The sequence below is a fragment of the Nocardia iowensis genome, from assembly GCF_019222765.1.
Lineage (GTDB): Bacteria > Actinomycetota > Actinomycetes > Mycobacteriales > Mycobacteriaceae > Nocardia > Nocardia iowensis.
On record NZ_CP078145.1, the window covers coordinates 7,659,010 to 7,682,271 of the forward strand.

25 protein-coding genes are annotated in these 23,262 nt (G+C 67.1%); 14 read left to right on the forward strand and 11 right to left on the reverse strand.

Going from position 1 to position 23,262, the window contains the following annotated elements:
• Positions 1–16: 16 nt before the first annotated feature.
• Together KV110_RS35360 and KV110_RS35365 are read right to left on the reverse strand one after the other, a co-directional pair.
• On the reverse strand, positions 17–460 hold the full coding sequence (locus tag KV110_RS35360; RefSeq protein WP_218471480.1) for a limonene-1,2-epoxide hydrolase family protein: 444 nt from the start codon (positions 458–460) through the stop codon (positions 17–19).
• Positions 461–510: 50 nt separating this feature from the next.
• Positions 511–1,254, reverse strand: a complete 744-nt coding sequence (locus KV110_RS35365) for a TetR/AcrR family transcriptional regulator (RefSeq protein ID WP_218471481.1) — start codon at positions 1,252–1,254, stop codon at positions 511–513.
• Between the two features lie 112 nt (positions 1,255–1,366).
• Between KV110_RS35365 and KV110_RS35370 the strand changes: the two genes are divergently transcribed.
• The 6 genes from KV110_RS35370 (at position 1,367) to KV110_RS35395 (ending at position 6,169) form a co-directional block, all read left to right on the forward strand.
• Complete coding sequence (locus KV110_RS35370) at positions 1,367–2,563, forward strand: FAD-dependent monooxygenase (protein ID WP_218471482.1); 1,197 nt, start codon at positions 1,367–1,369, stop codon at positions 2,561–2,563.
• Positions 2,564–2,733: 170 nt separating this feature from the next.
• The gene (locus KV110_RS35375; RefSeq protein WP_218471483.1) at positions 2,734–3,123 is read left to right on the forward strand and encodes a hypothetical protein; all 390 of its coding nucleotides are present in this window, start codon (positions 2,734–2,736) and stop codon (positions 3,121–3,123) included.
• On the forward strand, positions 3,120–3,710 hold the full coding sequence (locus tag KV110_RS35380; protein ID WP_218471484.1) for a DUF3558 domain-containing protein: 591 nt from the start codon (positions 3,120–3,122) through the stop codon (positions 3,708–3,710). Before KV110_RS35375 ends, KV110_RS35380 begins: the two co-directional genes overlap by 4 nt.
• Positions 3,711–3,732: 22 nt before the next feature.
• Entirely contained in the window at positions 3,733–4,947 is a 1,215-nt protein-coding gene (locus KV110_RS35385; protein ID WP_218471485.1) for a PPE domain-containing protein, read from the forward strand.
• Entirely contained in the window at positions 4,944–5,687 is a 744-nt protein-coding gene (locus tag KV110_RS35390; protein WP_218471486.1) for an ESX secretion-associated protein EspG, read from the forward strand. Before KV110_RS35385 ends, KV110_RS35390 begins: the two co-directional genes overlap by 4 nt.
• Before the next feature lie 38 nt (positions 5,688–5,725).
• Positions 5,726–6,169 (forward strand): hypothetical protein, encoded by a 444-nt coding sequence (locus KV110_RS35395; protein WP_218471487.1) that lies wholly within the window; start codon positions 5,726–5,728, stop codon positions 6,167–6,169.
• An 86-nt stretch (positions 6,170–6,255) separates the two neighbouring features.
• On the opposite strand, the gene KV110_RS35400 is transcribed toward KV110_RS35395, so the two are convergent.
• The 3 genes from KV110_RS35400 to KV110_RS35410 all read right to left on the reverse strand — a co-directional run bounded on the left by KV110_RS35400 (position 6,256) and on the right by KV110_RS35410 (position 8,767).
• Positions 6,256–6,597, reverse strand: coding sequence for a GDSL-type esterase/lipase family protein (locus KV110_RS35400; protein ID WP_218471488.1), 342 nt, complete (start codon positions 6,595–6,597; stop codon positions 6,256–6,258).
• Between the two features lie 99 nt (positions 6,598–6,696).
• Positions 6,697–7,992: a serine hydroxymethyltransferase gene (gene glyA, locus KV110_RS35405; protein ID WP_218471489.1), complete on the reverse strand. Its 1,296-nt coding sequence runs from the start codon at positions 7,990–7,992 to the stop codon at positions 6,697–6,699.
• A 199-nt stretch (positions 7,993–8,191) separates the two neighbouring features.
• Positions 8,192–8,767 carry a TetR/AcrR family transcriptional regulator gene (locus tag KV110_RS35410; RefSeq protein ID WP_218471490.1) on the reverse strand — a complete coding sequence of 192 codons (576 nt, stop codon included), beginning with the start codon at positions 8,765–8,767 and terminating at the stop codon, positions 8,192–8,194.
• Positions 8,768–9,006: 239 nt separating this feature from the next.
• On the opposite strand from KV110_RS35410, the gene KV110_RS35415 reads away from it, so the two are divergent.
• Both KV110_RS35415 and KV110_RS35420 read left to right on the forward strand, forming a co-directional pair.
• Positions 9,007–9,465 carry a PaaI family thioesterase gene (locus tag KV110_RS35415; protein WP_218471491.1) on the forward strand — a complete coding sequence of 153 codons (459 nt, stop codon included), beginning with the start codon at positions 9,007–9,009 and terminating at the stop codon, positions 9,463–9,465.
• A gap of 18 nt (positions 9,466–9,483) precedes the next feature.
• Complete coding sequence (locus KV110_RS35420) at positions 9,484–9,930, forward strand: nitroreductase/quinone reductase family protein (RefSeq protein ID WP_218471492.1); 447 nt, start codon at positions 9,484–9,486, stop codon at positions 9,928–9,930.
• A 474-nt stretch (positions 9,931–10,404) separates the two neighbouring features.
• Here the strand turns inward: KV110_RS35420 and KV110_RS35425 are convergent, their stop codons facing one another.
• Positions 10,405–11,601 (reverse strand): DUF885 domain-containing protein, encoded by a 1,197-nt coding sequence (locus KV110_RS35425; RefSeq protein WP_218471493.1) that lies wholly within the window; start codon positions 11,599–11,601, stop codon positions 10,405–10,407.
• Between the two features lie 236 nt (positions 11,602–11,837).
• Here KV110_RS35425 and coaA point away from each other — a divergent pair, with 236 nt between their 5' ends.
• Positions 11,838–12,770 carry a type I pantothenate kinase gene (coaA, locus tag KV110_RS35430; protein WP_218471494.1) on the forward strand — a complete coding sequence of 311 codons (933 nt, stop codon included), beginning with the start codon at positions 11,838–11,840 and terminating at the stop codon, positions 12,768–12,770.
• Positions 12,771–12,776: 6 nt separating this feature from the next.
• On the opposite strand, the gene KV110_RS35435 is transcribed toward coaA, so the two are convergent.
• Together KV110_RS35435 and KV110_RS35440 are read right to left on the reverse strand one after the other, a co-directional pair.
• Positions 12,777–13,382, reverse strand: a complete 606-nt coding sequence (locus tag KV110_RS35435; protein ID WP_218471495.1) for a hypothetical protein — start codon at positions 13,380–13,382, stop codon at positions 12,777–12,779.
• A gap of 16 nt (positions 13,383–13,398) precedes the next feature.
• Entirely contained in the window at positions 13,399–14,178 is a 780-nt protein-coding gene (locus KV110_RS35440) for an isoprenyl transferase (RefSeq protein WP_218471496.1), read from the reverse strand.
• 213 nt (positions 14,179–14,391) lie between these two features.
• Between KV110_RS35440 and trhA the strand changes: the two genes are divergently transcribed.
• Both trhA and KV110_RS35450 read left to right on the forward strand, forming a co-directional pair.
• The gene (gene trhA, locus KV110_RS35445) at positions 14,392–15,015 is read left to right on the forward strand and encodes a PAQR family membrane homeostasis protein TrhA (protein WP_218479292.1); all 624 of its coding nucleotides are present in this window, start codon (positions 14,392–14,394) and stop codon (positions 15,013–15,015) included.
• Between the two features lie 156 nt (positions 15,016–15,171).
• Positions 15,172–16,785 carry an adenylate/guanylate cyclase domain-containing protein gene (locus tag KV110_RS35450; protein WP_246634173.1) on the forward strand — a complete coding sequence of 538 codons (1,614 nt, stop codon included), beginning with the start codon at positions 15,172–15,174 and terminating at the stop codon, positions 16,783–16,785.
• Positions 16,786–17,166: 381 nt separating this feature from the next.
• Here the strand turns inward: KV110_RS35450 and KV110_RS35455 are convergent, their stop codons facing one another.
• Complete coding sequence (locus KV110_RS35455) at positions 17,167–19,206, reverse strand: thioredoxin domain-containing protein (protein WP_218471497.1); 2,040 nt, start codon at positions 19,204–19,206, stop codon at positions 17,167–17,169.
• Positions 19,207–19,331: 125 nt separating this feature from the next.
• Here KV110_RS35455 and KV110_RS35460 point away from each other — a divergent pair, with 125 nt between their 5' ends.
• Positions 19,332–19,895 carry a GyrI-like domain-containing protein gene (locus KV110_RS35460; protein WP_218471498.1) on the forward strand — a complete coding sequence of 188 codons (564 nt, stop codon included), beginning with the start codon at positions 19,332–19,334 and terminating at the stop codon, positions 19,893–19,895.
• A 301-nt stretch (positions 19,896–20,196) separates the two neighbouring features.
• Entirely contained in the window at positions 20,197–20,382 is a 186-nt protein-coding gene (locus tag KV110_RS35465) for a hypothetical protein (protein WP_218471499.1), read from the forward strand.
• Between the two features lie 9 nt (positions 20,383–20,391).
• On the opposite strand, the gene KV110_RS35470 is transcribed toward KV110_RS35465, so the two are convergent.
• Positions 20,392–20,970 (reverse strand): TIGR03086 family metal-binding protein, encoded by a 579-nt coding sequence (locus KV110_RS35470; RefSeq protein WP_218471500.1) that lies wholly within the window; start codon positions 20,968–20,970, stop codon positions 20,392–20,394.
• A 454-nt stretch (positions 20,971–21,424) separates the two neighbouring features.
• On the opposite strand from KV110_RS35470, the gene KV110_RS35475 reads away from it, so the two are divergent.
• Positions 21,425–21,817, forward strand: a complete 393-nt coding sequence (locus KV110_RS35475) for a VOC family protein (RefSeq protein WP_218471501.1) — start codon at positions 21,425–21,427, stop codon at positions 21,815–21,817.
• An 8-nt stretch (positions 21,818–21,825) separates the two neighbouring features.
• On the opposite strand, the gene KV110_RS35480 is transcribed toward KV110_RS35475, so the two are convergent.
• Entirely contained in the window at positions 21,826–23,136 is a 1,311-nt protein-coding gene (locus tag KV110_RS35480; protein WP_218471502.1) for an FAD-binding oxidoreductase, read from the reverse strand.
• Positions 23,137–23,262 lie beyond the last annotated feature (126 nt).

The following is a 23,262-nucleotide window of genomic DNA, read 5'->3' on the forward strand; positions in this document are numbered from 1 at the left end:
ACCGCCGTGGCGACGTTCAGTCCCGCAGCGCTGGCGCGGTTGCGCCGCGAGCGAGCGCGGCACGCCACAGTCCGACGACTGTGCCGCGCAGGAAGTTCTCCCAGCTGAAGTGGTCGTGCCACAGGATGATTCGGCCGTCGCGTAGTTCGAAGGTGCCGGTCACCCAGAAGGCGATCCGCACCGGGCCGAAGCGCAGGATGTCGGTGCGGTCGGTGAGCACGATGTCGCCGTTGGCGGCGATGTGGTGCATTTCGACCGCGAAACCGAACGCGTCCCGATTCAGGTTGAGCAGTATCTTGCGCGCCAAACCGCCGCCTACATCGGGCAGCGACGTGTTCTTCCAGACGATGTCTGGGTGCAGTAATTCCAACGCCTCCGAAACGGCGCCGAGCTCGAGCGCGGAAAGAAACTCCCGCACTGTGGTGATCGCGTCTTGTTGCAGTTCGAGGTCCTGGGCCATGTTCCGACGATAGGCCGTACTCGGACCGAACGGCAGTCCCGCGCGACGGCTCAACTGTTCATTCGGCGGGCCATGAGGACGGCTAGGCCATCGAGAACACGTTCGATACCGAAGTTCAGCGCATCATTCGGGCCGCCCGAATCAGCCGCTGTGCCTGCCGCTGCGGTCTCCTCGGCGAAGGCGGCGCTGACCGCGGGGTAGCGGTCACCCGCCGCGGCCATCATTTCGGTGATATGGGCGGTGAACTGCACGGTCGGGTCATCGCCGAGAGATTGGATCTGCTGCGTCAGACTGCGAATGTGGCCATTGATCAACACGATCGTGTCGAGCCGTTCCGAGCCGGTGAGACCGGTGCCGGTGAGCGCGACGAGCGCGCTCTCCATCCATGCCATCTCGTTGGGGCCGAATGGACGAGCACCGGCGCTCAGTTCAATAGCCCACGGATGCGCGCCGTAACGCTGGTACAGCGTCTCGGCCCATAGGCGAAGCCCGGCACGCCAGCTTTCCACTCCCGAATCAGCTTGCACCGCAGTCAAATCCGGCGGCGTTCCGATGGCGGCGTCGAGCATCAGAGCGGTGAGCTGCTCCTTGCCCGGCACATACCGGTACAGCGACATCTTGGTGAAACCGAGGCGGTCGGCCAACCGCTGCATGGACAGGTTCGCCAGCCCTTCGGCATCGGCGAGGGCGATCGCCTCGGCCACGATCCCCGCCAGCGAGAGGGCGGGCTTCGGCCCTCGTTTGGGCCTCGGCTGGGTGCCCCAAAGCAGTTGGACGGTGGTCGGTGTGGGCATGACCAGATCCTTCCGGAGGGCAGGTTGACCTGAAACTGTGTCTACCATACGCTGAATTGCGTCCATCGGAAACAGAATCCGGTGGACGCAGATCTAGTGATCGGGAGTCTTCATGCGTAACCAGTCCGTCCTCGTTTCCGGCGCCAGCGTCGCAGGCCCTGCCCTGGCCTACTGGCTGCACCACTACGGGTTCGACGTCACCGTGGTCGAGCGGGCTCCCCGATTGCGTCCCGGCGGCCAGGCCATCGACTTCAAGGGCCGCACGCAGCTGATCGTGCTGGACCGCATGGGCATCCGCGACGAGATCGAGCAGCGACGGACCGGGACCACCGACACCGTCTTTGTCGACGAGAACGGCAAGCGGCTCGCGACCATGTCCGGCGACTTCACCGGCGGCGACGTGGAGATCCTGCGCGGCGACCTGGCCGCGATCATGTACCAGCGCACCGCGGAGCACTGCCGCTATCTGTTCGGCGATTCGATCAGCGCGCTCACCGAACTCGCCGACGGGGTGCACGTCGAATTCGAGCACGGCCCGGCACGCACTTTCGACCTCGTCTTCGGCGCCGACGGCATCCACTCCCGAGTGCGCAAGCTGGCATTCGGACCGGAACAGGATTTCGTCAAGTACCTGGGACATTATTACTGCATCGCGGGCGCCAGCCCGTGGTTGGCGAAGTCGGCCGGACCGCGCGAGCGCGCGACCGCCTACGCCCACAACATCCCTGGCAAACTCGCGCTCAGCGGCGGACCGAAGGCCGCCCAGTTCTACCTGTTCGCCTCCCCCGAGCTCGACTACTCCCGCGACGACACCGCCGCCCAACGACGCATCATCGAGGAGGTCTATGCGGAGATGGGGTGGGAAGTGCCGCGGATGCTCACGGAGCTGGCCGACTTCGACGACCTCTACCTCGACTCGCTCAGCCAGGTCCGGCTGAACGGGCAGTACACCAAGGGGCGGGTCGCGCTGGTCGGCGATGCGGCCTACGGAAACACGTTGGGAGGCTTCGGTAGCGGGCTCGCCGTGGTCGGCGCGTACGTCATCGCGGGCGAACTCGCCGTCGCCGAGGGGGATTACGCGGTGGCCTTCGCCCGCTACAACGAGATCATGCGGAGCTACGCCAAGATCGCGGGCAACGGGAACGCGGGAAAGTTTCTCGCGCCGAAGACCGCGCTCGGCATCACCTTGCGCAATCGGTTCTTCGAATCGCGGATGTTCTCGCTGATGATGAAGTACATCGACAAGGTCACGAACGACATCGACCTGCGGGATTACCCGGGCTTGGTCGGCACCGCCAAGATCAACTGAAACCGTTGGCGCCGCGCGGGTTTCGTCTTCCGTAGCCCGGTTTCGTGCCGACCGGTACGGACGGGTCGAGGCCGATGTGCTGACACCGGAGAATCGGCTGTGTTTCGATGGAACCGGAGCGGGGCGGGGCGCGTCTATAGGGTCAGAGGCACTGACGAAAGGGGACGGTGATGGCGGTGGACAGCCCGTTTCCCGGGTACATCGAGGATGCGAAGGCCGGGGCGTTGACGGTGCGGATGGATCCGCAGGGGTTTGTTGATATCGATAGGGCGTGTCAGGAACTGATCGATTCGCTCGTGGCGGTGCAGACCGACGCGCGCGAGCTCGGTGAGCGATCGTATTGGGGCCTAGGCGAAAACAACCTGCGATTGTCCTCCGCCGTCGAACTGGTCACCCTCTTCCGCGAGAAGGCATTCGGCGGGCCGAACAACGCCTTCGACACCATCGCCGACTACATCGCGGTCGCCCAAGAGATCCAGACCATGTTCACCACAATCCGTGACACTTACGTACGGACCGACGCCGGGTTCGCCGCCAAGCTACGGGAGATCAGCGTATGAGCGACGGCGCCGGCGGAACGAGCACTCCGCGAATCGGTTTCGTGGCCATCGCCGCAGGACTATTGCTGCTGACAGGCTGCGCTGAGGACAAGGCCGGAGGCACACCGACTCCCGCCACCTCCACGACATCGTCCGCTGCCGCCCTGAGCACAGCGCCCGGGTCGAACCCGCACGCCTTCGACCCGTGCACGGCACTGACGCCGCAGTTCTTGGCGCAGCACCAGTGGGACGCGAAGCCGCCGGAGCCCAAGCAGGACAGTGCGGGCGGGGTCACGTGGAAGGGCTGTCGCTTTGTCGCCAAGGCGGGCTACGGCTTCGTCGTCGAGACGACCAACGGCACCCTCCCCCAGATACGGGAGAAATTCCCTGCGGCAGTGGAAATCCCGGCGGGCCCACGCAAAGCACTGCGCTACGAAGCGCGACCCGACGTTCCCGGCGGGTGCACGATCAACATCGAGATGCGATCCGGCTCGCTGTACATCCTGACCAACGTCCCGCAGACACCGGCGAACAAGAACCTCGCCGCCTGCGATATCGCCACCGAAATCGCCCAAGCAGTCGCACCATTGCTGCCCACCGGCAGCTGAACAACCCTACGGGGGAGCGATCATGAAACAGACCGACGGCCGCGCGATCACCAATCCCGAAAACGCGCAAAGCTTTACGCACGCCGAGATCAAGCAGGCGGCCGACGAGATGAACCCGGACGGGCTGGACAGCGCGTTCGACGCCTGGTCGAAGATCGCGACGGCGGTGACGACCGCCGGTCAGCAGTTCGAGACGGCCATCAAGACCGCGATCGAACAGCATTGGGAGGGTGCGGCGGCCGACAACGCCGTGCGCGGCATCCGGGATTACGCGACGCGGGTCGCTGAATTCGGTGAGACGCTGAACGCGCAGAGCACGCCGTTGTCGCAGGCGGCGAGCGCGGCGGCGAAGTTCAAGCTGGCGGTGCCCGACGTGGTGGACACCTCGACCAACCCGCGCGGGCCCGAATTGCGCAACACCAACGAAGAGCAGGCCCGCGACGAGATGACCAGCCAGTACATCCAGCCGTACGGCACCACCGCCCCCGCCATCCCGACGCTGCCACCACCGATCAACCCGATTTCCGTACCATCGCCCGGCGGGGACAGCAGTACGGATACCGGCACGGGCGCCGTTCCGGGGACGAGTGCCGCCAACAACGGTTCCGGCACCGGGGATTCCAGCACACCAGCGGCGGCCGACAAGTCGGCGGACACCGGCGAGGCCGCGGGCACCGGCGACGCGGCGGAGACCGGCACGCCCGAGGCGGTACCGGAAGAGACTGCCCCGCAGTCCGTTTCGCCGGACCAGAACAACGGCGCATCGACCATCCCCGCCTCGACCACTACCGCTGCGACCACTCCGCAGTCCCCGACGACCGCCACCCCGACCATTGCGGGGAGCCCGATCACGACGGCGCTACCGACACCGGCGTCGACACCGGCGACGGTCGCATCCGCCGCGCTCAACGGTTCTCCGAGCAGGTCCGCGACACCAAGCCCCGGTCCGAGCACTTCGGGGAGCCCGCGCAGCGAAGCGCAACCCGGTACCTCGCGTCCCGCCCCGGCCCCCGGCACCGCACCTGGCGCGGCGAGCGCCCAGCCCGCCGCCACCCCTGTCCGAACCGGCGCACCGGGCATGGCCGGGTATCCCGGCATGTTCGCGCCGGGAATCCGCGGCAGGGGCGAGGACGACGACGAACACAAGACCCCCGGCTACCTGCGCACCGAGGAGCATGCCAAGGAACTGCTCGGCGAGGTAGAACGCACGGTGCCTCCGGTGATCGGCGAGAAATGACGGCGCAGTGGTCGCTGTCGGCGGAGCAGTTCGCGGCGGCCTGGTACGGGACCGGACTCGACCGACTGCCCTTTCCGTTCCGCTTCACCAGCCGCATCCCCGGCCTACGGGAATATCAGGCATACCAGCAGCAGTTCCGAGACGAGCTGGCCCGCGAGGAACGCATCCCGCTGTCCCGCACCATTACCGTGCTCGCCCAACCCGACTGGCGCATAGAGCTGTTCGGCTACGACAACACCCGCGACGGTATCGAGATACGAGCGGTCGGCTGCGGCACGCGCAAGGGGGCGGGTGTTGTCGCGCAACAGGCACCGGCACCCGACGGCGGCCGAGTCCAGTTGCACCGCTGCCGCGTCGACCAACTCGCGACCGAATTGGTGCGACTGCTGCCGGAGACCGCGGCAGGCACCGCGGGCGAAAAGAGTTTCCTGCTCGATGATCTCAACGATGAACGTCCCGACCCGTTCGGCACCGCCCCATCCAGTGAGGTCAAGGAGCGGTACCGCCGCTTCTGGCGCCAATCCTGCGTCACCCGCGGCACCGCCACCGTCCTGCTCGGACCACGCAACGCCGAACCGCTTCGCACCGGCCGGCTTCGCTGGATCGACACCTCCGACGGCCGCTACTACGAGGTCCCGGCCAACCGTGCGTTGATGATCCGCCCCGGCACCAGCGCCGACATCGGCCGCTACCTGGATGAAGCGATCATCCGCGCCAGGGCGAGGATGGATTCCGCCTGAGCCGTGTTCGCCTCCGCACCGCTGGGTAAGTTGCCGACATGACTACCACTCGGGATGAAATCGAGTCGTTTCTAGTCGAATATCAAGAGTCGTTGAGCTCGTTCGATGCCGACCGCGCGGTCGCGCAATGGGGTGCGCCCGGCATGATCATCAGCGACGGATTCGTGGGGACGCTTTCCTCCACCTCCGAGATGGCCGAAGGTCTGAAACAGTCCTACCCGCTGTACCAGTCGCTCGGCCTCGCCTCCGTCGGCCACACCTTGCTGGAGCAAGCCGACCTCACCGCCCGCCTCACCCGAATCCACGTCCGCTGGCATTTCTACGACCGCGACGGCGCCGAACTCACCGACAGCGACTACGAATATCTGCTGCGCCGCGAAGACGACGGCCGACTGCACGTCTACGTCGCCGTCGCCATCGACGAGATGGAGAAGCTCGCCGCACTGGCCGCCGCCAAAGGCATTGAACTGCCCACGGGCTGAACCGCCGCCGCCGTTGCCTGTACTAGGTCCTTCGTCAGCTCCGGAGCTGGTCGTGTGGGGTCGACCGGTGAACCGCCGGTGCTCGGTCAGGTGTTCCGGCGGATCGCTTCGATCAGGATAAGTGCCTCGTTGTGATGACCAACCGCGTTGGCGTGCAACGGTTGTGCGGGCGAGTTCGGGAAGAGGCCTTCGGACCAGCGGATGTCCTCCGGGGCGCAGGCGTCGTGGCCGATGCTCGCCGGGTAGACGTCGACGAAGGTCGCGCCGTGGGCTACGGCTCGAGTGGCCAGCAGTGCGTTGACGGCTTCGACGCCGGAATAGATGTGCTCGGCTTGGTCCGGCGGAAGGGGCACCGTCGGGAAGCAGCCGCCCGCGCGCAGTCGCTGGATCTTGCCCATCACGAAGACCGCAGCCAGTTGGGGGCGCACCGGGACGGGCTCGGTGATTACGGCCGCATACGGATCGGGCTCGCGCAGCCGGTGATTACCGGATGTGCGAGCCCGCCGATGGATTCGTGAAGACCTGGGTCAGCCGAGGAGGCGCCAGTCTTCCAGGCCGTCGTAGAGGGGGACGCTCTGGGCGAGCTTGGTGACTCGGCCGCGGAGGGTGTCGACGTCCGACGTGCCTGCGAGGGCGGTGGCGATGATGTCGGCGACCTCGGTGAATTCGGTGTCGCCGAAGCCGCGGGTGGCCAGGGCGGCGGTGCCGATGCGCAGGCCGGAGGTGACCATCGGGGGGCGCGGGTCGAACGGAACGGCGTTGCGGTTCACGGTGATTCCGATTTCGTGCAGCAGGTCTTCGCCCTGCTGGCCGTCGAGCTCGGAGTTGCGCAGGTCGACGAGCACCAGGTGCACGTCGGTGCCGCCGGTGAGCACGCTGACGCCCTTGTCCTTGACGTCGGCCGCGGTGAGCCGCTCGGCCAGGATCTTGGCGCCGGACAGAGTGCGCTCCTGGCGGTCCTTGAACTCACCGCCCGCCGCGATCTTGAAGGCGACGGCCTTGGCGGCGATGGCGTGCATGAGCGGGCCGCCCTGCTGGCCGGGGAACACCGCGCTGTTGAGCTTCTTGGCGAATTCCTGCTTGGCCAGGATCACGCCGGAGCGCGGACCGCCGAGGGTCTTGTGCACGGTGGAGGACACCACGTGGGCGTGCGGCACCGGCGAGGGGTGCAGACCGGCCGCGACCAGACCGGCGAAGTGCGCCATGTCCACCCACAGGTAGGCGCCGACCTCGTCGGCGATCGAGCGGAACGCGGCGAAGTCCTGCTGCCGCGGGTAGGCCGACCAGCCCGCCACGATCACCTTCGGACGAGCTTCCAGCGCGATGCCGCGCACCTCGTCCATGTCGATGCGGTGGTCTTCTTTGCTCACACCGTAGAAGTGCGTCTCGTACAGCTTTCCGGAGAAGTTCAGCCGCATGCCGTGGGTCAGGTGACCGCCGTGCGCGAGGTCGAGGCCGAGCAACTTGTCGCCGGGGTTCATCAGCGCCATCAGCACCGCGGCGTTCGCCTGCGCGCCGGAATGCGGCTGCACGTTGGCGAATTCGGCGCCGAAGAGTTCCTTGACGCGGTCGCGGGCGAGGGTCTCGACGACGTCGACGTGCTCGCACCCGCCGTAGTAGCGCCGACCCGGGTAACCCTCGGCGTACTTGTTGGTGAGCACGCTGCCCTGTGCTTGCAGCACCGCGCGCGGCACGAAATTCTCCGAGGCGATCATCTCGAGAGTGTCGCGCTCGCGGGCGAGTTCACCCGCCATCGCGGCGGCGAGCTCCGGGTCGAGCTCACCGAGAGACTGAGTATTGACCGAGGCCGTCGTCTGCGTCACGGCCCCAGTCTATGGGCCGAGGGTGCACACTTCGGCACGGGGTTCGTCCCATGTCACTATCTTGCCGCCGCCCGGTTCACGCCACTGCGGCTATCGCGGCAGAGATCCGAATTTCCGAACCGCACACCCGTTGAATTCCCACACACCGAATCGCATGCGATTTCGCGTGCGTCACGCCGAAGAGTGTGCGGCGCGGGCCTTACCCGTCCACTGCCGGTAGGTAGCCCGCCAAGAGGACTGCGAGGTGCTTCTGCGCGTCATCCAGCGGCTGGGTGGATTTCACCGCACGCGACTGCACGATGGCACCCTCCATCGCACTGATCACGAAGCTCGCGAAGGACTTCGCCTCCGCCGCCGGCATGCCCGCCGAAGCCAATGCGGCACCGAGCTTTTCATGCCATTCGGCGAACGCCGCGCCGGCGGCCGCCTGCACGCCGGGCTCGGATTCGGCCAGTGCCGCGCCGACGATCGGGCAGCCGGTGCGGAACGAGCTCGCCTCGAGCGCCGTGACCCACCAGCCGATCAGGGCGTCGAGCCACCGATCCGGCGGACGCGATGCGGTGATCTTCTCGATCACCGCGCCCAAGCGCGCACCGGCGATCTTGGTGGCGGTGGCGACGAGCTCGCCCTTGCCGGACGGAAAGTGCTGATACAGCGAATTGCGCGATGCCTTGCTGCGATCGAGCAGGGCGGTGAGTCCGGCCGCGTGCACACCTTGCTCGCGGACCAATTCGATCGCACTCTCGATCAGCCGGGCTCGTGGGCCTACGGTCATCCGGCCACCCCTGTCCCGTGAAAGTTCCGAGCGCCCGTCGAGTCGGCGGGCTCCGCTCGATTGTGACTCGAGACACCTAGCCGGGGCAGAGCGAGGATGCCGCAGCTTTCGGCGTTGCCGGCGCGGCTCGAACGACTTTTCACGCGGCAATCCTCCTCGAGCGCGGTTGCGTGAACCGATCGGTCCATGTTGCAATCATGACAGATGTGGACCGATCGGTTCACCGAGAGGACGGATTCATGTCGGAAACCACGATCGACCTCGCCCAGCTGTCGGGCCTCGAGCTGCTCCGCACGGCGATGACGATGGCGAACCGCCCGCCGTTCATCGGCGACCTGCTCGGCATGGAGGTGGACGAACTCGAGCACGGCAAGGTCGTCTTCGGCCTGCGGACCCGGCCCGAGTTCGCCAACCCGCTCGGCACCACGCACGGCGGCATCTGCGCCACCCTGCTCGACTCGGTGATGGGCTGCGCGGTGCACTCCACCCTGGAGGCGGGCGTCGGCTACACCACGCTGGAGCTGAAGATCAACTACATTCGCGCCGTCCCCACCGACGGCCAGCGGCTCACCGCGACCGGCACCACCATCCACGTCGGCCGCACCACCGCGACCGCGGAAGGTCGCGTCGTCGACGAACAGGGCCGCCTGGTCGCGCACGCCACCACCACCTGCGTCATCTTCCGTGGAAACCGTTGAGGCACAAGGAGCATCGCCATGCGTGACCGCAGCACCGCCGCCGCCGTGCGCAAATTCCGGCGCGAACGCTTCGTCGGCCGCTACCTGGCCAACCCCGCCGTCGGCCTGCTCGACCGGGTCGGCATCCGCTCCAGGTTCGTCTCCGAATTGGAGACCACCGGCGCCAAATCCGGTCAGCCACGCCGGGTTCCGGTCACCGTCGCGTTCGACGAGGAAGGCGCCTGGCTGATCTCCCAGCACGGCTACCGTTCCGGCTGGGCCCGCAATATCGCCACCGACCCGAAAGTGCGCCTGCGCCAGGGCAAGCGCTGGTACACCGGCACCGCAGCCTTCGTTCCCGACGACGACGTGGTCGCCCGCTCCCGCAGCATGGCCACCGGCCGCGTACCCGAATCAGCAGCCGAATGGGTCATGAAAGCCCTGGCCAGCGACGCCATCTCGGTGCGCATCACCTTCGACGCCTGACCCACAGACCTACTGCACGCCGCACAGCGGTCAGACCTGTTGTGCAGCGTGCAATGACCCTGTGCCGCACCACCATGCGGGCCTGCCCCGAGCCGTGGGGGCAGGTGTTTTCGGGGCGCTGCGGGACGTAACATAACGGTCCGATATCACCGCTTAACAGGTGACATCGTTCACACCGACGTCTCGAAGGAGTCGTTATGTTCAGCCTGATCGCGGTACCGACCAACCCGATCGAAGGACTGCTCCGCCAGCTGTCCCAGATCATGTGCACCATCTCATCCGGCCAGAGCTGCGCGGTCATCCAGTAACGCACTGGAATCCGCTGCCACCCGGCAGCATGACCGCGGACGTTCGGCCGACCGGCTCGGACCGGAGGGGATCGCACCGTGCGGCACAAACGCCAGCGACCGCACCCTTTCTCGGGATCTGCACCCCCACGTAGTGGACGCGGATCCGCCGAAAGGGTGCGGCGGGTCAGCCTCGGCGGAGTGCGCCCGGGGTGAGCGGTTCGTCCAGCAGGCGGCGGAAGCGGTCCGCGCGTTCGTCCGCGTCGGCGGCCTGGTCCAGCCAGCCGCCGAGCAGGCGGTAGCCCTCCACATACGTGGAAATATAGGCGCGCCACAGCGGGGAGGACAGGAAGCGCAGCGACTGGCGGGCGCGTTCCGGGGTGACCAGGTTCCACGTCTGCAGGAACTCGGCGACCTCGTCCGCACTGCGCCGCCGGTCGTGCAGCAGCAGCGCCGCGTCCTGACGCACGCTGAGCAGTTTGGCCGAGGCGGTCGAAAGTCGTTCGGCCCGTTCACCGTCGAAGCGCAGGCCGAGGTCGGCGTAGATTTCCTGGGCCCACTTGCCCCAGCCGGGCCCGACGATGGAGCGTAGTGCGAGGTCGGCAAGGCCCTCGGCCATCAGGCACTGGGGCGTGTTGACCAGGAACAGCGTCTGCTCGGCCTGTCCGGCGGCGACCAGTCCGGCCTCCTTGCGGCAGTGCTCGGTGTGGTGACCGGGGTACGACTCGTGCGCGATCAGTGATGGCAGGTGCGCCATGTGCTGTTTGAGATCGGAGTTGATCGCGACACGCGAGTGGTAGTTGCCGAGGTAGTAGTTGAAGCCGGACCACGGCTTGTCGCCGACCACCTCGTAGGTGACGTGCTCGTGATCGGGCAGCGGGTAGCGCACCCGGACCAACTCGCGCAACGCGCTGGAGAACGCTTCGACGCAGTCGGCCAGCCGCTCCGGCGGAATCTCGTCGGCCTTGCGATGGGCGGCCATCCGCTCGGCCAGCGTGCCTTCCCCGGCGAGCACCTCGTCGAGCTGCCGGTGCGCGTCCCGGTATTCCTCGACGTCACCGGGCGCGATGTGCACGTCGAAGTAGGCGCGCACCTCGTCGACGAAGCCGATGTCGTCGCCCGCGAACTTGCGGCCGGAGCATTCCAGCGCGCGCAGGTGCACGTCAAGGAATTCGGTGCGCTCGGCGGTCAGGCCCGCATCGGCCAGTCCGCCGCGCAGCTCGGCCGCCCGGCGGGCCAGCTGACGCGGCTCCGGCGCGGGAGCGTTCTCCACTTCGCGGCGCAACGCCGGATCGCCGGTGTAGGCGTCGACGAACCCGTCTTCGAGCCGGTCGAATGCCAAGCCGAGCCGCAGGTACTCGGTCACGAGTGGATGCGCTTCCATCCGACCGACATTAGCCGCTCGTCGGCAGTCCGCGCGCGGCACAATCCCGTGCCGTTGACATGCGGTAGCCCGGCGGAAAGCATCAGCACCGACCCGGTTACCACCCGGTATGGGCACCCCCTTTTTCCCACGATGTTGACGCAGAGCAGAATTCGGCTATGCGGCGAGAGTTAGACCGAATCACACGGAGCCGGCGCGGTATGTGTGCGCGTTTGCCGAAGTGGAGCGTCGGGTAAGTGGCACGAATGAGCGAGCCCAGCCCGTATGTGGAATTCGACCGCAAACAGTGGCGCACACTGCGTAAGTCGACTCCCCTGGTGCTCACCGAGGAAGAACTGCGGGGCCTGCGCGGTCTCGGCGAACAGATCGACCTCGAAGAAGTAGCGGAGGTGTATCTGCCGCTCGCTCGACTCATCCACTTGCAGGTCGCCGCGCGCCAGCGATTGTTCGCCGCGACCGCCACCTTCCTCGGCGAGACGCACCCCGATCAGCAGGTGCCTTTCGTGATCGGTGTCGCGGGCAGCGTCGCGGTCGGTAAATCCACCACGGCGCGCGTGCTGCAGGCGCTGCTGTCCCGCTGGGATCACCATCCGCGGGTGGATCTGGTGACCACCGACGGATTCCTCTATCCCACCGCGGAACTCACCCGCCGCGGCATCATGCACCGCAAGGGCTTCCCGGAAAGCTACGACCGCCGCAAGCTGCTGCGATTCGTCACCGAGGTGAAATCCGGTGCGCCCGAGGTGTGCGCGCCGGTGTATTCGCACATCTCCTACAACATCGTGCCCGGCAAGTTCCACTGCGTGCGGCAACCCGACATTCTCATCGTCGAGGGCCTGAACGTGCTGCAGACCGGGCCGCGGCTGATGGTTTCGGACCTGTTCGACTTCTCGATCTACGTCGACGCCCGCATCGAGGACATCGAGAAGTGGTATGTGCAAAGGTTTCTCGCGCTGCGCAAGACCGCGTTCGCGAATCCGAACGCGCATTTCCACCACTACGCCGCCTTCACCGATGAGCAGGCCACCGCGGCGGCGCAGGAGATCTGGAACAACACCAACCGCCCGAATCTGGTGGAGAACATTCTGCCGACCCGGCCAAGGGCCACCCTGGTGTTACGCAAGGACGCCGACCACAGCATCAATAGACTGCGACTGCGTAAATTGTGATCCCGCTTACAATTTCCACGCTTCATCGAGGCGTTTTGCCACATTGATATCGCGGGCCGCGGCAATGTGCGGTTTCTCGATCTCCTTGGCGATATAGCGGGCGATGAATCGCCGGATCTCCTGGTCGACGCTGGCGAGGATGCGCAGGAGCTGCCCGCGAATGGTGTCGGTGGCGACGTTGATCCGGACATCGCTGGATCGCGGGGTGGCGATGTCGATGACTACGCGTAGCGGCTCGGCGGCGCGCACGATCAGGTGCAGGTGGATATTGCCGTCGACCTCGAAGCGATGCTTGTCCAGCGCTAGATCAATGAGCATGTCCACGCTCAGCGGGATCTTCAGCGCGAACGAGATCACTTCCTCGATATCGCGGCGCACCTCGGCTTGACCGAGCTGCACCTGCGCGCTGGCCTTCGCCAACCGGCCCGGCCCGACGCCGATCGGGCCGAAATCGAATGCGGCACCGGTCAACTGGTCGAACGCGCCGAGTATGCGCTGCTCGGTAGCGGCGTATTCGAGGAACCGGCGCCCGAACTCCTCGTAGCTGATGTAAGGCACCGCCTCAGGCGCTGCCCCGCGCTGCCCGTCGGAGCGGCTGTCGAGGTCGCTCATGACGCACCGCCGGGAGTCAGATGCCGAAGCGGCGATGCCGTGCGGCGAAGTCGCGCAGTGCCCGCAGGAAGTCCACACGCCGAAATTCCGGCCAGTATGCCTCGGTGAACCATATCTCCGAGTATGCGCTCTGCCACAGCAGGAATCCGGAGAGTCGCTGTTCCCCAGAGGTACGAATGACCAGATCCGGGTCCGGCTGGCCGGAGGTGTAGAGGTGCTGGCCGATGGCGTTCACGGTGATCGACTGCACCAGGTCCTCGCCGGTCTCCCCCGCGGCGATCTCCTGGCGAACCAGCGAGCGCACCGCGTCGGTGATCTCCTGCCTGCCGCCGTAGCCGACGGCCACGTTGACGTGCACGCCGTCCCGGCCTTCGGTGCGTTCGGCGGCCGTGCGCAGGCGTTTCGCGATCAGCTCCGGGAACCCGTCGAGCGAGCCGACGATCCGTACGCTCCAATTCTGTTCCGGCGCCGATAGTTCCTCGACCACGTCGGTGATCACCTCGAACAGCGTCTCCAGCTCGTCGGGATCGCGCTGCAAGTTCTCGGTGGAGAGCAGGTAGACGGTGACCATCTCGATGCCCTCGGCCTGACACCAGCCGACCAGCTCGGCGATCTTCACCGCGCCGACCCGATGCCCATGGCTCACATCGGTGAAGCCGTTTTCGCGGGCCCAGCGCCGATTACCATCGCACATCACCGCGACGTGCCGGGGATGTTGTTTGCCGGCCAGCTGCTTGGTCAGCCGGGCCTCGTAGATGCGATACGGCAAACCCCGCACCTGAACCGGAAGCTCCACGCGGCCACCCTACGCCCCGGGGCGAGGATCCTGGCACCGACCGGGTATCCCGGTACAGTGACGGAGGACCGGAACCTACGGTTCCGTAGGTTACCGGCGAGTGGAACCAGGAGGTAGCTCGTGTCCGAATCTGTCGGCGGCGGTGACACCAGGGTGGTCGAAGACCAGGGATCAGCGAGCGAGGCGCTGGCCGCCGCGCTCGGCAAACCCCGGATGCGCGGCTGGATCCACACCTGGGCGGTTGGCATCGCGGCCATCGCGGCCATCGTGCTGATCGCCAAGGCAGCGACCATCTCGGCGACCGCGGGATGGTCAACCGCCGTCTACGGGCTGACCGTGTGCGGATTGTTCGGCATCAGCGCGGTCTACCACCGGGTGACCTGGCCGACCCCGCAGGCCCGGATCCGGATGAAGCGGGCGGACCACTCGATGATCTTTCTGTTCATCGCGGGCAGCTATACCCCCTTCGCCCTGCTCGGCCTGCCCGGCCGCACCGGGCAGACGCTGCTCATCGTGGTGTGGGCCGGTGCGCTGGCCGGTGTCGCGCTGAAACTGTTGTGGCCCACCGCGCCCCGCTGGGTCGGCGTGCCGCTCTACCTGCTGCTCGGCTGGGCGATCGTGCCGGTCGCCGGCCAGCTGAACACCCAGATCGGCATCGCGCCGCTGATCCTGCTGCTGGTCGGCGGGCTGTTCTACAGTGGCGGCGCCATTCTCTACGCCACCAAGTGGCCGAACCCGTGGCCGACCGTCTTCGGTCATCACGAGTTCTTCCATGCCGCGACGGTGCTCGCCGCCCTCACCCACTACATCGCGGTCTGGCTCGTCGTCCTGCGCTGATCGGGGCGAACGGCCGACGCAACGGCCCGGCTGTGCCGTTTTCGCCGTTCCCGCAATAAAGTCGGCAACGAGAACGGAACGAGACGGGGCAGCAACGATGGCACAGCAGAGGATCGACGCCTGCCGCAGCATGACGCTGCCGGTCCGGGCGCACGCGTGCGGGCGAACGCCATGATCGCCCGGCTGGTCATCTGGGCGCTCAAGGCCCGCGGGGGTCTGGCGGCGGTGGTGATCACCGCCAACCTCAGCGGTCTCGCGGTGATCATTACCGAGCTGTGGCTCAGCGGGTCGCTCAGCAGACTCGGCCCGGATTGGATTCGGTCGACGGTACTGGTCGGCATCTATCCCACCCTCGGCTTCCTGGTCGGAGTCGCGCTCGCCATCCGGGACCGGTCCTCCCATTTCGGCTGGCTGGATCAGGGCCGCAAACCGACCGAGGCGGAGGCGCGGCAGCTGCTGCGCCTGCCGATCATCATCACCGCTCGCGCGTTCGCGGTGTGGATCACCGGCGTCATCGTGGCCACCGTGACGCTCATGCGGGTGACGCCGGACAACGACCCCGCGGTGATGGCGGCCCTGTTCACCTTCGGCGGGTTCGAATCGGTCGGGCTGACCTTCCTCATCGTGGATCGGCTGATCCGCCCGACCATTCCGGTGGTGGCCGCGGTGCTCGGCCCGACCATGCACTGGAGTTCCTCGGTGCTGGTGCGGGTGGTGGTGAGCTGGGCGGTGGCGGCGGCGCTGCCGCTGCTGATGCTGATCGTGGTGCTGGGCAATCCGGTCGCCGATCCGGCCGACCGGGTGCGCACCGCCATCTACCTCTCGGTGGTCGGCCTCGCCGTCGGTGCGCTGGCCACCGCCTTCCTTGCCCGCGCGGTGGCAACGCCGATGCGCACGCTGCGTCGCGCGCTCGACCGCATCACCAGGGGCGATCTCGATGTGCGGGTGCCGGTGGGCAGCACCAGTGAGATCGGGCGGCTGGAGAACTCGGTCAACGAGCTGGTCGCCAATCTGCGTGAGCGGCAACGGATGCGGGACCTGTTCGGCAGGCACGTCGGCACCGAGGTGGCCGAGCGCGCGCTGGCCGGCGGCGTCGATCTGACCGGTGACGTGCGGGAGGTGACCGCGCTGTTCGTGGACGTGACCGGCTCGGTCGAACTGTCCACCGGGCTGCCCCCGGAAGAGTTCGTCGCCAAGCTGAACCGGCTGCTCGCGACCGTCGTCACCGCCACCGAGGAGAACAACGGGCTGGTCAACAAGTTCGAGGGCGACGCGGCGTTGTGCATCTTCGGCGCCCCGATCGCCCTGCGCGACAACGCCACTCCCGCACTGCGCGCCGCGCGCCGGATCCGTGACGAGGTGGTCGCGACCGGCGAACTCGACGTCGGCATCGGTGTCGCGCATGGACTGGTCTTCGCGGGCGACGTCGGCACCGACACCCGCCTCGAGTACACCGTAATCGGCGACGCGGTCAACGAGGCCGCGCGCCTCACCACCGAGGCCAAAGAGGCTCCCCGGCGAATTCTGGTGAGCGGCACCGTCATCGAAGCCGCCGCACCGCACGAACGCGCGAAATGGACGCTCTACGAGACGATCCTGCTGCGCGGCATGAAAAAACCGACGGCCTGCTGGACCGACACCCACCAGCGCCCCACCAGCACGCCGAGCGTCAACGGCTCGCAAGCAGCCGCACCGAGCGGCACCGCGGACCCCAACACCGAACGCAGCGCGGTAGCCGAAGTCCGCACCGCCGCAACCGAAACCGACTGAGTCACCGGCCTGGCGCATGCTCACCCGACACGGCACTCACGGCGGTACGGGTCACAGACCTTCGCACACCGACCTACCATGGCACTCATGGCGGGCACCGGGTCACAGACCTTCCGCACCCTGGCCGCCACGGCACCAATGCCGGACCACGGATCACAGACTCTCCGCACGCCTCACAGCGACTACAACCGCTGTGGCCCATCGACAGCCTCTGTGCGCGGTTCGGGCCTCCCCGGGGTCCAGCGTTCCAGAGCTGCGCGAAAGCGCGGCGGCGGATGTCACCGGCAGGCGGCGGGTCACAGACCCTCCGCACGCCTCACAGCGACTACAACCGCTGTGACGCGTCGAGAGTCTCTGTGACCCCGGGTCGGGCCGGCGGGTCTAGCGTTCCAGAGCTGCGCGGAGTTCGGCGGCGGTTGTCACGGAGAGGTCGCAGACCGAGCCGCGGCAGACGTAGGCGGCTGGCTGGCCGTGCATCAGCGGGCGGTCGGCCAATAGGGGTACCGAGTTGGGTGCGGCGGCGAGGACTACCGAGCCGCCGGGGGCTGCAGTTCGGGCGGTGGCGAGGAGTTCGCTTGGGTCGCTGGTTGGCTCGGTGGCGATGGCGATCTGGAGGGGGCCGCGGAGGGCGGCTTCGGCGACCGTGAGCCATTGACCAGCGGAGCGCGGGGCGCGGGCCAGGACGACCGCGCCGCGCTGGAGGGTTTGCTCGGCCAGTGCGCGGTAGGGGACGGCGCGGTCGGGGTCGCTCGCGGCAGCTGCGGTGAGCAGGGCTTCGGCGAGCGAGGAGGCGCCTGCGGGGGTGGCGCCATCGATGGGATCGCGGGGGCGGGTGACCAGCGTTTCGGCGTCATCGGCGGTGTCGAACCAGCTGCCGGGGATGTTCGGGTCGGCGAAGTGCTGGATCGCCGTGTCCAGCAGGTGTTGTGCTTCATCGAGCCAGTTGAGTTCGCCGGTGGCCTGATGCAGGGCGAGCAGGCCGGTGACGAGCCAGGCATAGTCCTCCAGCACGCCGGGAGATGTTCCGGCGATCCCGTTCAGCGAGGCGCGGCGGACCCGGCCGTCGATTACCTGCTCGGACAACAGGAATCGCGCGCAACGAGCGGCGGCGCTCACCCAGTCGTCCACACCAAGCGCGGCACCCGCCTCGGCCAACGCGGTGATCGCGATGCCGTTCCACGCGGTGACCACCTTGTCGTCGCGGTCCGGTTGGGGGCGGCCGTCGCGGGCCGTGCGGAGGGCGTCCCGGATCCGTTCGAGACGGTCGTGTTCGGCGGGGTCGGTGTATCGGGTGAGCACCGAGGTGCCCTGCTCGAAGTTCCCTGCGGTCGTCACGCCGAAAACCTCTGCGGCCCAGGCGCCGTCGATGGACCCGAGTTCGCCGTTCAGCTCGGCGGGTGTCCAGACGTAGGTCGCGCCCTCCACCCCCGGCCGCCCCGGCTCGAGGTGCGTGTCGGCGTCGAGCGCGGAGGCGAAACCGCCGTGTTCGGTGCCGAGATCATCGAGCAGGAACTGCGCGGTTTCGCGAGTTATCCTGCGCGCCAACGGCTCCCGCTCCCCCTCCGGGGTGCGTCTCGCCAAATGTGCGTACGCGCGCAACAATTGGGCATTGTCGTAGAGCATCTTCTCGAAATGCGGTATCACCCAGGCGGCGTCGACTGAGTAACGCGCGAAACCGCCGCGCAGCTGGTCGTAGATGCCGCCACGGGCCATGGCCTCGGCGGTCCGGGTCACCGCCGCGAGCACGGCCGGGTCACCGGTGCGTTCCCAGCTGCGCAGCAGACCCTCCAGTAGCGCCGACGGCGGAAACTTAGGCGCCCCACCGAATCCGGCGTGCTTGTGGTCCTCGTCGCGCAATACCGCGGCGACCGCGCGGTCGAGCAGTTCCGCGGTGATGGTGAAGTCCGAGTCGGGCAATCCGGCGGCCTGCGCCTGCAGTGCCTCGGTCACCTGGGCGGACGCCTTGTGCACCTCGTCGCGCCGGTGCTGCCAGGTATCGGTGATCGCGGTGAGCAACTGGGTGAACGACGGCATACCGCCCCGCGGCAGCTTCGGGTAGTAGGTGCCGCAGTAGAACGGCTCGCCGTCCGGCGTGAGGAAACACGTCATCGGCCACCCGCCCTGACCGGTCATCGCGACCGTGGCGTTCATGTAGACCGCGTCCAGGTCGGGCCGCTCCTCCCGATCCACCTTCACACAGACGAAGTTCTCGTTCATCAACTCGGCGGTCGCCACATCCTCGAACGACTCGTGCGCCATCACATGACACCAGTGGCACGATGCGTACCCCACCGAGAGCAGGATCGGGACATCCCGCTCCCGCGCCTCGGCCAGTGCCTGGGCATCCCACTCCTGCCAGTGCACCGGATTGTCCGCGTGCTGCCGCAGGTACGGAGAGGTCGCGTTCCCGAGCCGGTTCATGACTCCACCGTCTCACAGTCGGGGTGCCCAGGTCAGCAGGCAGTGGATCTGCCGGTGGTGCGCTACACCCGGCAAGTCGGCGTGGCGCTTGACTCTCTAGTTGCTGGAGCGGCCAGGGTGGCGGAATGAAACTCGACCTGGCCAAGACCGACAAGCACTACAACGACGCACCGACAGAACCGACGCTGCGCACCTTCGACACCTACGGCTATCTGACGGTCACCGGTTCAGGCGCCCCGGCGGGCCCTGAGTACACCTCGGCCGTCGAGACGTTGTACCGCGCCGCGTACGGCGCCAAGAAGATCGCGAAGTCGGCCGGACACGACTTCGTGGTACCGAAGCTGGAGGGTCTGTGGTGGGTGGAATCAGACGAACCCCCACTCACGGTGCCCCGTGAGCAATGGCACTGGAAGCTGATGATCCGCATGCCGGATGTGGTCACCGCGGACATGGTGCGCGGGGCGACCTTCGAGCGGATCACCGAAGGGGACGCGGTTCAGGTGCTGCACGTCGGCCCGTACGCGACCGAACCGGAGACACTGGCCAGGATGGACGCGTTCATGTCCGCCCACGGCCTCACGATGAACGGCCGCCACCACGAGATCTATCTGTCCGACCCACGCCGATCCGCGGCCGCGACGACCAAGACCATCCTGCGCCACCCGGCCCGTCGCCTCACCGAAAAATAGGATGCGCCGGTCGAATTCGACCCGATACAGTTCGAAACGCGCCCGGTGCGCGGACAACGGTGGATTCGCGGCTGTTCGGCGGATCCAGTAGCTCGACCGGTAGAGCTACCACCGTCGGAATCTCTCCGTCGGCTCGAATACCCGTCGAGCCGAGGGTGTTCGGTGCCGACCGCGAATTCCGGCGCGCAGAACACGCACCCACAGTGCACGGCACACGTTTCTTTGGTGTGCCCGAAATACGGTGGGGCGCGTATGAAATCGGGCCGATAAACCTGCATCCGGAGGAAAGGGCGGAATTGCCATGCGCAAATTCACCATCGCACGGCGCAACGACGACGCGCTCCGAAATATCGGTGCGGCTACCTCGTCGGTCCACGCCGAGCAACACGAACTGCACCGCCACCACGGCGGGCGACTCGGCTACCAGCAAGCCGCGGCCCGCGAACTCTTGCTGCTCGCGGCCTCGACCATGGTGCGGATCCGTTAGCGAAACCCGCTACGGCGTCCGCGCCAGCACGTCGCGGCCGACGTAGCCGAGCAACCTGCGATGGGCGGGCGCCGCGTCCTCGACAGCCACTTCGGCGCCGAAGATGCCCGGCGCGCGGAACTTGTCGATGCCGCCCCTGGCCTGCATGGTGGCGAGAAGTTCGCCGCAGAGCTCGTCATCGGCCAGATCGGGCCGGTCGATGGCGACCGCGAGGTCGACGCCGTGCACGACCAACTCGGTGAGATGCACCATGGCCGCCAGCTGGGCGGGCAGTGCGCCCAGCGAGATGTGCACGGTGTTGTCCAGCGCGTCCGGCCGGTGCCAGGCCGCCCGATCCACCTCCGCCGCCGCCGCGTACGCGCCCTGCGGATCGCCGCCGAGCCAATCGGATTCGTGATCGGCGCCGGAATCCGTGCCGCTCAACGCGGCCGCGAAGACGTGCATGCCGCCCACCGTGTGATTCAGCACGGTGCGCACGTCCCACTCCCGGCACGGAGTCGGCGCGGTCATGGTGCCGTCGTCCAAGGCGGCGACGATGACGCTCGTCGCGTCGAGAGCACGGTCGATCTGTCCGATCACGTTGTCCATGAGCTTCCTTCGGTCGAGCGGTCTGGCTGAATTGGTAACACAGGCGAGCGACATACGGAGGCCGTTGCGAAAGCTGCTCGCCGCGAAATAGGTTGCCAGCAGTGTGCTTCTCGGTGGCCGATGGATTAATCGGATGCGCGAGCCGAATGCATCTCGCTACAGTGTGCAATGCGCCGGGAGCGCACGCAACGACCGCCCCTCCGGGCACGAAAAGTGTTGCGCCATCACCGTTGCGACCGTAGAGCGCGCTATGCACGGAGTGCAGCTGACAATCACTTTCAATCGGTGTTATCGAAACCGGCTACTTCGTTTCAATTCACACCGATGTCGCAAGCCGCACATTGCGGGTTCAGCAGATCGACCAGTCGATTTCCGCCGACGCACCAGACAAACATCCCCGCCGTGCACGCTCCTCGGGCCACCTTCGTTCGGCCGCGCCTACTATGTCGTGACCATGCGAATCGACCTCTGCACCCTCGTCGTCGAGGACTACGACCCGGCGATCGCCTTCTTCACCGAAGCGCTCGGCTTCGAACTCATCGAGGACACTCCCGCAACGACCAACGATGGGCGGCCCAAACGCTGGGTCGTCGTTCGCCCGCCCGGCGCACAGACGGGCCTCCTGCTTGCCCGCGCGGACGGCACGGAACAGACCGAGGTGATCGGCAGCCAAACAGCGGGCCGAGTCGGATTCTTCCTACAGGTAGACGATTTCGACGCCGCATTCCACCGAATGGTGTCGTGCGGCGTCGAATTCGTCACTGCGCCAAGGCAAGAGCCGTACGGGCGGGTCGCGGTATTTCGCGATATCGCGGGCAACCGCTGGGATCTGCTCGGCCGCGCCTGATCTCGGCGCTAACCCGACACAGGATAGTTCGCGCGGATCACCGACTGCGTATCGCGGGCTCGCTTGATGGCGCGCAACCGAGTGAGTGTCGCCTCGTCGAAAGCCGCGGCGGCGGACTCGTCCGGGGTCAGGAACGTGTACGGCTTCAACCCGCTGATGTGGCCGCTGATCGCGTCGACGACCTCAACATTGCGCGCCTTGACCGCCGCCGTGCGATGCGGGAGACCGAGACCGAGGGCATACAGCAGGTACGGCTCGGTCACCGGGCCACGCGCCCCACCTTCCGGGCGGGCCTGCGCCAACGCGCCGCCCAGGTGCCGGATCTGGATATCGACCAGCGGCGAGACAGGCTCGTCCACAAGGGTTTTCAGCACAGCGTCGCCGAGATCGGTGAGCAGTTCAGCACGGGACACTGAAGGACTCGGATCGGTGGGTTCGGCAGTGATGTCACCGAGACTCGCGACCGGAAGCACGCCGCGCGTGTCGGCAATCGGATCCTCGATCGCGTCCAAGCGAGCCAACAGCGCACGTCCGGCCGCGGCGTCGCCGAGGTAGGCGGCATCGAGCGCGACCATGGGCGGTGCGTCGGGGAACTGCAGACGGTGGAACCACACCGACAGCTCGTCGGGCGCTGACGCGGTGATCTCCTGGAATGCCTCGAACACCGCACGTGTCCTGTTGCCCGGCCACAGCACCCGGCCGCCGTACAGGGCGGGCGCGGGGAAAAGATCGAACTCCAGTGCCGTCACGACGGCGAAATCACCGCCACCACCGCGCAACGCCCAGAACAGCTCGGGGTCGTTCGCGGCGGTGACCCGCGCCGGACTCCCCGTCGGATCCACGATCTCGAAGGCGCGCACGGCATCCGAGGCCCAGCCGTACTTGCGGCCGAACCAGCTGAGTCCACCACCGAGGGTGTATCCGGTCACCCCGACCACCGGATTGCTGCCCGCCAAGCCGGTCAGCCCGTGTGCCGCCGCCGCGGCCTGCACCTGCCCCCAGTTCGCTCCGGCCCCGACCCGCGCCACCCGCCGTTCGGCGTCGATATGCACGCTGTCGAGCCGCCCGGTGCGCAACAGGATCGCGTCCTTGATGCCACCCGACGCGCCGTGCCCGGTCGGTTGCGCGACCACCGGCACGCCCGCTCGTCGCGCGTAGGCGACCACGGCCGCCACATCCTCCGCGTTCGCTGCCTGCACTACCGCGGCAACCGGCTGGGTCACCGTCAACGCCCACGGCCGCGCCGCGCCGTCGAATCCCGCATCGCCTGGTAGCAGAACCCGGCCGGTCAACGCGCCGCGCAGTTCTTCGAATGCCATTGCCTATTCCTACTTTCGCAGCTGTTCGTGATCGAAAACAGATACGCGGCAGCGAATCCACCCGGGGATCGTGCCGCGACTATCTGATTGACGAAACAGCGCGCGAAAAAGTAACAAGCAACAGCT

Excerpts from the sequence above, each read along its gene's own strand:
- KV110_RS35360 (WP_218471480.1), bottom strand. The coding sequence starts at position 460 with ATGGCCCAGGACCTCGAACTGCAACAAGACGCGATCACCACAGTGCGG.
- KV110_RS35365 (WP_218471481.1), bottom strand. The coding sequence starts at position 1,254 with ATGCCCACACCGACCACCGTCCAACTGCTTTGGGGCACCCAGCCGAGG.
- KV110_RS35370 (WP_218471482.1), top strand. The coding sequence starts at position 1,367 with ATGCGTAACCAGTCCGTCCTCGTTTCCGGCGCCAGCGTCGCAGGCCCT.
- KV110_RS35375 (WP_218471483.1), top strand. The coding sequence starts at position 2,734 with ATGGCGGTGGACAGCCCGTTTCCCGGGTACATCGAGGATGCGAAGGCC.
- KV110_RS35380 (WP_218471484.1), top strand. The coding sequence starts at position 3,120 with ATGAGCGACGGCGCCGGCGGAACGAGCACTCCGCGAATCGGTTTCGTG.
- KV110_RS35385 (WP_218471485.1), top strand. The coding sequence starts at position 3,733 with ATGAAACAGACCGACGGCCGCGCGATCACCAATCCCGAAAACGCGCAA.
- KV110_RS35390 (WP_218471486.1), top strand. The coding sequence starts at position 4,944 with ATGACGGCGCAGTGGTCGCTGTCGGCGGAGCAGTTCGCGGCGGCCTGG.
- KV110_RS35395 (WP_218471487.1), top strand. The coding sequence starts at position 5,726 with ATGACTACCACTCGGGATGAAATCGAGTCGTTTCTAGTCGAATATCAA.
- KV110_RS35410 (WP_218471490.1), bottom strand. The coding sequence starts at position 8,767 with ATGACCGTAGGCCCACGAGCCCGGCTGATCGAGAGTGCGATCGAATTG.
- KV110_RS35415 (WP_218471491.1), top strand. The coding sequence starts at position 9,007 with ATGTCGGAAACCACGATCGACCTCGCCCAGCTGTCGGGCCTCGAGCTG.
- KV110_RS35420 (WP_218471492.1), top strand. The coding sequence starts at position 9,484 with ATGCGTGACCGCAGCACCGCCGCCGCCGTGCGCAAATTCCGGCGCGAA.
- KV110_RS35425 (WP_218471493.1), bottom strand. The coding sequence starts at position 11,601 with ATGGAAGCGCATCCACTCGTGACCGAGTACCTGCGGCTCGGCTTGGCA.
- KV110_RS35435 (WP_218471495.1), bottom strand. The coding sequence starts at position 13,382 with ATGAGCGACCTCGACAGCCGCTCCGACGGGCAGCGCGGGGCAGCGCCT.
- trhA (WP_218479292.1), top strand. The coding sequence starts at position 14,392 with ATGCGCGGCTGGATCCACACCTGGGCGGTTGGCATCGCGGCCATCGCG.
- KV110_RS35455 (WP_218471497.1), bottom strand. The coding sequence starts at position 19,206 with ATGAACCGGCTCGGGAACGCGACCTCTCCGTACCTGCGGCAGCACGCG.
- KV110_RS35460 (WP_218471498.1), top strand. The coding sequence starts at position 19,332 with ATGAAACTCGACCTGGCCAAGACCGACAAGCACTACAACGACGCACCG.
- KV110_RS35465 (WP_218471499.1), top strand. The coding sequence starts at position 20,197 with ATGCGCAAATTCACCATCGCACGGCGCAACGACGACGCGCTCCGAAAT.
- KV110_RS35470 (WP_218471500.1), bottom strand. The coding sequence starts at position 20,970 with ATGGACAACGTGATCGGACAGATCGACCGTGCTCTCGACGCGACGAGC.
- KV110_RS35475 (WP_218471501.1), top strand. The coding sequence starts at position 21,425 with ATGCGAATCGACCTCTGCACCCTCGTCGTCGAGGACTACGACCCGGCG.
- KV110_RS35480 (WP_218471502.1), bottom strand. The coding sequence starts at position 23,136 with ATGGCATTCGAAGAACTGCGCGGCGCGTTGACCGGCCGGGTTCTGCTA.